At 74.7% G+C, this 6,889-nt stretch carries 7 protein-coding genes and 1 pseudogene; 4 read left to right on the forward strand and 4 right to left on the reverse strand.

Annotation, left to right across the window (positions count from 1 at the left end; genetic code table 11):
- The 3 genes from G3I42_RS14280 to G3I42_RS14290 form a co-directional block, all read left to right on the forward strand.
- Nucleotides 1-955, forward strand: a 955-nt coding sequence (locus tag G3I42_RS14280; protein ID WP_164285974.1) for a PP2C family protein-serine/threonine phosphatase, incomplete at its 5' end; no start/stop codon positions are given.
- Nucleotides 952-1,494, forward strand: coding sequence for an STAS domain-containing protein (locus tag G3I42_RS14285; protein ID WP_164285976.1), 543 nt, complete (start codon nt 952-954; stop codon nt 1,492-1,494). The genes G3I42_RS14280 and G3I42_RS14285, both read left to right, overlap by 4 nt.
- A complete protein-coding gene (locus tag G3I42_RS14290; protein ID WP_164285978.1) occupies nt 1,494-1,886 on the forward strand; it encodes an ATP-binding protein in 393 nt (130 codons plus the stop codon). The genes G3I42_RS14285 and G3I42_RS14290 overlap by 1 nt, the downstream gene beginning before the upstream one ends.
- 74 nt (nt 1,887-1,960) lie before the next feature.
- Here G3I42_RS14290 and G3I42_RS14295 read toward each other — a convergent pair whose 3' ends face one another.
- The 3 genes from G3I42_RS14295 to rpe form a co-directional block, all read right to left on the reverse strand.
- Entirely contained in the window at nt 1,961-3,403 is a 1,443-nt protein-coding gene (locus tag G3I42_RS14295) for a GuaB1 family IMP dehydrogenase-related protein (protein WP_164285980.1), read from the reverse strand.
- Nucleotides 3,404-3,743: 340 nt separating this feature from the next.
- Nucleotides 3,744-4,784, reverse strand: a complete 1,041-nt coding sequence (locus tag G3I42_RS14300) for a sugar-binding domain-containing protein (protein WP_164285982.1) — start codon at nt 4,782-4,784, stop codon at nt 3,744-3,746.
- A gap of 266 nt (nt 4,785-5,050) precedes the next feature.
- Nucleotides 5,051-5,737, reverse strand: coding sequence for a ribulose-phosphate 3-epimerase (rpe, locus tag G3I42_RS14305; RefSeq protein WP_164285983.1), 687 nt, complete (start codon nt 5,735-5,737; stop codon nt 5,051-5,053).
- Between the two features lie 181 nt (nt 5,738-5,918).
- Here rpe and G3I42_RS14310 point away from each other — a divergent pair, with 181 nt between their 5' ends.
- Nucleotides 5,919-6,485, forward strand: coding sequence for a dihydrofolate reductase family protein (locus tag G3I42_RS14310; protein WP_164285985.1), 567 nt, complete (start codon nt 5,919-5,921; stop codon nt 6,483-6,485).
- 16 nt (nt 6,486-6,501) lie between these two features.
- Here the strand turns inward: G3I42_RS14310 and G3I42_RS14315 are convergent.
- Nucleotides 6,502-6,889: pseudogene (locus tag G3I42_RS14315) on the reverse strand (rRNA cytosine-C5-methyltransferase); the annotation flags it as partial.

Below are 6,889 nucleotides of genomic sequence, written 5' to 3' on the forward strand. Positions count from 1 at the left end.
CCTGCCGCCGGAGCCCGCGGGGCGCGGGGCCCGCTGGCGCCTCGTCCGCCCCTGCGAGGAGGACGGCGAGACGGGCGAGGGGAGCGCGCGCGAGCTGCTCGCCGAGGAGCTGCGCGAGGCGCGGGCGCGGATCGCCGAGCTGACCGACGACCGCCAGCGGCTCACGCAGGAGCTGGCCGAGACGAACAGCGGGGTCCTCGCCCTCTACGTCCAGCTGGAGGAGCGCGACGAGCAGTTGCGCCGTGCGCACGGCCAGACGCTGCGCGAGCTGGAGGACGCGCTGCGCCCGCCGCCGGTCGCGGTGCCCGGGCTGGAGATGGCGATCCACTACGCGCCCGCCGACACCGACGCGCCCACCGGGGGCGACCTCTACGACTGGTTCCGGCTGCCGGACGGCACCGTGCACATCACGGTCGTGGACGCGCTCGGGCACGGCGTGACGAGTACCCGCAGCGCGCTCAACGTGACGCACGCGGTGCGCACCCTGGCCCTGGAGGGCCACCCGCTCGGCCAGATCGTGGGCCGTACCGACGAGATCCTGCTCCCCTTCGACCGCGAGCTGATGGCGACGGTGCAGCTCGTGCGGATCGATCCGGTCACGGGCGTCGTGCGGATCGCGAACGGCAGCCACCCGCCGGCGCTCGTGGCACGGGCGGGCGGCGCGACGGAGTACCTGGAGGTACGGGGCAGGGGCATCGGCTATCCGCTGCCGGGCAGCGAGCGGGTGCGCGAGGACGCGCTCGGCCCCGGGGACCTGCTCGTGCTCTACACGGACGGCCTGACCGAGTCGCGCCGCGACCCGCGCGACGGCGAGCGCCGCCTCGCGCTCGCCGCCGCGCGGCACCGGGGTCTGCCCACCGAGGAGGTCCCCGGAGCGCTCGCCGCCGAGATGCACACGGTGATCCTGCACCCCGACGACACCCTCGCCCTGACCGTTCGGAGGACCGGCGCATGAACGACCCCCACGCCGGCCCGGAGCCGTTCGCCGACGTGCCCGACCCCGTCGGGGCGCGGCGGGAGCCCGCGCTCTCCACCGAAGCGCTCTCCCCCGAAGCGCCGCTCTCCCTCGAAGCGCCCTCGGCCCCGGCGCCCTCCGCCCCCTTGGCCGCCTTCCCCTTCGCCGCGCCCGCATCGGCCGGAGCGCTTTCCGTCGAAGTGCCCGTCGCGGAGGCCCCCTCGCGTCTGCGGGTCGCGCTGAGCGAGCGTCCCGAGCGGGTGCTCGTCGAGATCGACGGGGTGCTCGACTACGAGACCGAGGGCCGCCTGCGCGGCGCGCTCGACGGGGTCGCGGCGCAGCCGGGGCGGCGGTTCCTGCTCGATCTCTCGCGCGTCGGCTATCTCGACTCCGGCGGGATCGGCGCGCTGCTGGCGATACGCCGGGGAGTGCTCTCGCGGGGCGGCGAACTCGCCGTCACCGAGGTCTCCCCGATGGTCGCGCGGCTGCTGCGGATGACGGGGCTGGACGAAGTGCTGCTCCCAGGGACCGGTTGCTGATGCCCGCGACGCCGCGCCTGCTCGTTCTGGAGGGTCCGCACGTGAGCAGTGCGGCGGCCAGGGAGGCCGCGAGCGGATTCGTCGCGCGGGTGTGCCCGTGGGCGGACGTCGAGGCGGTCGTCCTCGTCGTCGCGGAACTCGTCGCGAACGCCTCGCGCCACACCGAGGGCCCCTGGCGGCTCTCGCTGTGGGCGCACCGGGGCGAGTTGCGGGTCGGCGTGGAGGACACGAGCAGCGCCCCGCCGGTGCCCCGCGCCCCGGACCTCGCGGGCGGCGGCGGCTTCGGCTGGCACCTCGTGCAGAAACTGGCGGGCGGCGTGAGCGTCCTGCCGCTCCCCGAGGGCAAGCGCGTGGAGGCCCGCTGGCGGCGCGGGGGCTCCGAGGTGGCGTAGACGGCGGTACGGGCAAGGGGCGGCCCTCAACGTGAGACCGCCCCTTTCCCGTATCCCCCGTACGGCCCCCTGCCTCAGCTCCAGCTGGAGTGGAGCGGCTTGCCCTCCGCGTAGCCGGCCGCGCTCTGGATGCCGACCACCGCGCGCTCGGCGAACTCGGCGAGGTTGGCGGCGCCCGCGTAGGTGAAGGCGGAGCGGACCCCGGCGATGATCGAGTCGATGAGGTCCTCGACGCCCGGGCGGGCCGGGTCGAGGAACATGCGCGAGGTCGAGATGCCCTCCTCGAAGAGCGCCTTGCGGGCGCGGTCGTAGGCGGACTCCTCGGAGGTGCGGTTGCGCACCGCGCGCGCCGAGGCCATGCCGAAGGACTCCTTGTACAGACGCCCGTCGGCGGCCTGCTGGAGGTCGCCCGGGGACTCGTACGTACCGGCGAACCAGGAGCCGATCATGACGTTGGAGGCGCCGGCCGCGAGGGCCATGGCGACGTCGCGCGGGTGCCGGACACCGCCGTCGGCCCACACGTGGCGGCCGTACTTGGCGGCCTCGGCGGCGCATTCGAGGACGGCGGAGAACTGCGGGCGGCCCACCCCCGTCGCCATCCGCGTCGTGCACATGGCGCCGGGGCCCACGCCGACCTTGATGATGTCGGCACCGGCCTCGACGAGGTCGCGCACGCCCTCGGCCGCGACGATGTTGCCCGCCACGATCGGGACCTGCGGGTCCAGGGCCCGCACGGCGCGCAGCGCGGCGATCATCGACTCCTGGTGCCCGTGCGCGGTGTCGACGACGAGCGTGTCGACCCCGGCGTCCAGGAGCTGCTTCGCCTTTCCGGCGACGTCACCGTTGATGCCCACGGCGGCGGCGACGCGCAGCCGGCCGGAGGCGTCGGTGTTCGGCGTGTAGAGGGTGGCGCGCAGGGCGCCGGTGCGGGTGAGGATGCCGGTGAGACGGCCCTCGGGGTCGACTGCGGGCGCGTAGCGCCGGTTGGCGGCGTCCAGCTTGTGGAAGGCGTCGCGCGGCGCGATCCCGTCGTCCAGCAGGAGCAGGTCGCGGGACATGACCTCGGAGAGCTGCGTGAAGCGGTCGACGCCGCTGAGGTCCTGGTCGGTGACGACGCCGACGGGGCGGCGCTCGGCGTCCACGACGACCCCGGCGTTGTGCGCGCGCTTGGGCAGCAGCGACAGGGCCTCGCCCACGGTCTGGTGGGGTTCGAGGACGATCGGCGTGTCCAGGACGAGGTGGCGCCGCTTGACCCAGGAGGTGACGTCGGCGACGACCTCGATCGGGATGTCCTGCGGGATGACGGTGAGGCCGCCGCGCCGGGCGACGGTCTCGGCCATGCGGCGCCCGGCGATCGCGGTCATGTTCGCGACGACGAGGGGGATCGTCGTGCCGGTCCCGTCCGGGGCCGTGAGGTCCACGGCCATCCGGGAGCCGACCGCCGAACGGCGCGGGACCATGAAGACGTCGTCGTACGTGAGGTCGTGGCTCGGCCCGAGGTCGTTGAGGAATCGCATTCTGGCTCTCTCACCTGCTGTTCGTCCGCTGCCGACAGTGGTCGGCGGGGTGGGGAGTATGCGCAGTGCGTGGTGGCCGGGCAGTGGCTCCTCTGTCCATTCTCGCTGATCAGAGGGGGCACTGACCAATGACGGCCACCGAATGTGGAGCTTTCCCCGAAGGTGGGGGCGGCATGCGGACGGCGGCCTGGTGGGTTCGTACGAGAGGCGCGGGGCGGGGGCGCGGGAGGCCGGTACGGGCGGGGGCCCGGGTCCGTACGCGGGAGGCCGGTACGGGGGCCGTACGCGGGAAGCCGGCCGCCCCGGGGGGTGACCGGCTTCCGTTCCGCCCGCGGGGGCCTCAGTCGTCCGGGTCCGCCCGGTCGAGTGCGGGGCGGGGCTGCTCGCCCGCCGTCAGGAGGTAGTCGGCCGCGGCCGTGTCCGTGACGAGGCTCGTCACGAGCCCCGAGCGCAGCACGGCGTCGATCGCCGCCGCCTTGCGGTGCCCGCCCGCGATCGCGACGACCTCGGGGATGCGCCGCAGCCGCTCCGACTCGACGGTGATGCACCGCTCGCCGAGGTCGCGGCCCACGCGCCGCCCGCGCGCGTCGAAGAGGTGCGCGGACATCTCCGCCGCGACGCCGAGCGAGGCGTAGTGACGGCGCTCCTCGTCGCCGAGCATGTCGTGCACGGTCGAGACGCCCGGCTCCCAGGAGCCGATCGAGACGGCCGCGACGGTGACCTTGTCGAAGTAGTCGAAGGCCCGCGAGATCCCGGTCTGGCTGCGCAGCGCGGCGGCGGTCGCCGGGTCGGGCAGCAGCATCGGCGCGTAGATGGGGTGCGCCTCGCCGCCGGAGACCTGCGCGGCGCGCCGGACCGCCTCGACGGAGCCGCGCTCGGCGGTACCCGCGTCGTAGACCCCGGTGAGCTGCACGACGGTGCACGGGGGCAGGGTGTGCAGCGCGGTCGCCATGTGGATGGTGGAGCGGCCCCAGGCCAGCCCGAGGACGTCGCCCTCGTGGACGAGTTCGCCGAGGAGGTCCGCGGCGACCTCGCCGAGGTTCTCCGGGTCGGGCGAGTCGTCGGCCTCGGCCGGTGACTCGACGACGACGGCGTGCCGCAGCCCGTAGCGGGCCCGCAGGGCGTCCGAGCGCTCGGCGTCGAGCTCGGCGGGGACGCGGATCTCGATACGGACGAGATCCCGGTCGAGGGCGGTCTCCAGGACCCGGGCCACCTTGAAGCGGCTGACGCCGAACTCCTCGGCGATCTGGATCTTGGACTTGCCCTCCAGGTAGAAGCGGCGGGCCATGGCCGCCGCCTGGACCAGCTCTGCGGGTCCCATCCGCATGGCTGCCCGACCCGCCGACGTCGCGGACACGGCGCTCTCCTCACTGCTGTACATACTCCGGACTCGCCGTTCATCCTCGCAGACGCGACGGTGCGTGCTCAGCCCCGCGGCGTCCGGTTCACGGAGCCGATGCCCAGTCGTATCCCGGTGTCCGCCCAGGTCGGTCCCGGGCGGCTCGCTGTCTCCTCTGTGTCCCGGGTGTGCGGTCCCGGGCACGGTGCCCGGGGCGCTGCCCCGGACGGGTCTCCTCTCGCGGCCCGGTTCCCGACCGGGCCCTCTCGCGGCCGGACCCGTACGCGGGTCCCGGCCTCTCGCGCGGCTCAGGCCCCCGAGGCCCACCCGGCCTTCGCGTGCGCCGTCTCGGCCTGGCCGCGCAGCGCCCGTACCGCGGCGGCGGGGTCCTTCGCGCCGTAGACGGCGGACCCGGCGACGAAGACGTCGGCGCCGGCCTCGGCGCAGCGCTCGACCGTCTCGGCCGAGACGCCGCCGTCGACCTGCACCCACAGGTCGAGGCCGTGCTTGGCGACCAGCTGACGGGTGCGGCGGATCTTGGGCAGCATGATGTCGAGGAACGCCTGCCCGCCGAAGCCCGGCTCGACCGTCATGATCAGCAGCATGTCCAGCTCGGGGAGCAGGTCCTCGTACTGTTCCACGGGCGTGGCGGGCTTGAGCGCCATGGAGGCGCGGGCGCCCTTGGCCCGGATCTCACGGGCGAGGCGGACCGGTGCGGCGGCGGCCTCGGCGTGGAAGGTGACCGAGCCCGCGCCCGCCTCGACGTAGGCGGGCGCCCAGCGGTCGGGCTCCTCGATCATCAGGTGGCAGTCCAGCGGCGTGTCCGTGGCCTTCGCGAGGGCCTCGACGATCGGGGCGCCGAGGGTCAGGTTCGGGACGAAGTGGTTGTCCATGACGTCCACGTGGAGCCAGTCGGCGCCCTCGACGGCCTCGGCCTCCTCGGCGAGGCGGGCGAAGTCCGCGGACAGGATGCTGGGGTTGATCTGCACGGCCATGGCTCAAGCCTGCCATGGTTTCGTGCCCTGGCTCACACCCGGGCCCTTCTTGTACGGCTTCGCCGGTGCGCCGGGACCACGCGTTGTACCGCTTCGCCGGTGCGCCGGGACCTCGCGCCGACGGGTTTCCCGCGTCAGGCTGGTCTCTGATGCCGGACACCCGCGCACGGAAGGCCTGGCCATGCGGAAACTGATCTACGGCATGAACCTGACCCTGGACGGCTACGTCGCGGCGGCGGGCGACGACATCGGCTGGAGCGGACCGCCGAGCGAGGCGCTGTTCCGGTGGTGGCTCGACCACGAGCGGGCGAGCGGCCTGTCGCTGTACGGGCGCAAGCTGTGGGAGACGATGAGCGCCTACTGGCCGACCGCCGATCAGCAGCCCGAGACCACCCCGGCGGAGGCCGAGTTCGCGCGGGCCTGGCGGGACACGCCGAAGGTGGTGTTCTCCTCGACGCTCCACGAGGTCGGCGGGAACGCCCGCCTGGTCACCGGCGACGCGGTCGCCGAGATCGCCCGGCTCAAGGCCGCGGACGGCTCCCCCCTGAGCATCGGCGGCGCGACGCTCGCCGGGGCGGCCCTGCGCGCCGGGCTGATCGACGAGTACGTGATCGCCGCCCACCCGGTCCTGGTGGGCGGCGGCACCCCGTTCTTCACCGCGCTGGAGGGCTGGGTCCGCCTGGACCTCGTCGAGACGCGGACGTTCCCGGGCGGCGTGGTCCTCAGCAGGTACGCGACGAGGCGCTGAGCCGCGCCGCGCGCGCTCAGGCCGTGCGGCGCAGCAGCGCGAGGTACATCGCGTCCGTGCCGTGCACGTGCGGCCAGAGCTGGAGGTCCGGGCCCTCGCCCGTCAGCGGGACCTCGGGCAGCAGGGCGGGGGCGTCGAGCAGTTCGACGCCGTCCCACTCGTCGAGGACGTCGGCGACGACGGCGCGGGTCTCGGCGAGGTGCGGCGAGCAGGTCGCGTACCCGACGACACCGCCGACCCGCACCGAGCGCAGCGCCTCGTGGAGCAGGCCGCGCTGGAGCGGCGCGAAGCCGTCGAGGTCCTCGGGGCGGCGGCGCCAGCGGGCCTCCGGGCGGCGGCGCAGGGCGCCGAGCCCGGTGCAGGGCACGTCGACGAGGACGCGGTCGAAGGTCTCCGGGCGCCAC

Source organism: Streptomyces sp. SID11385 (genome assembly GCF_010548245.1).
Taxonomy (GTDB): domain Bacteria; phylum Actinomycetota; class Actinomycetes; order Streptomycetales; family Streptomycetaceae; genus Streptomyces.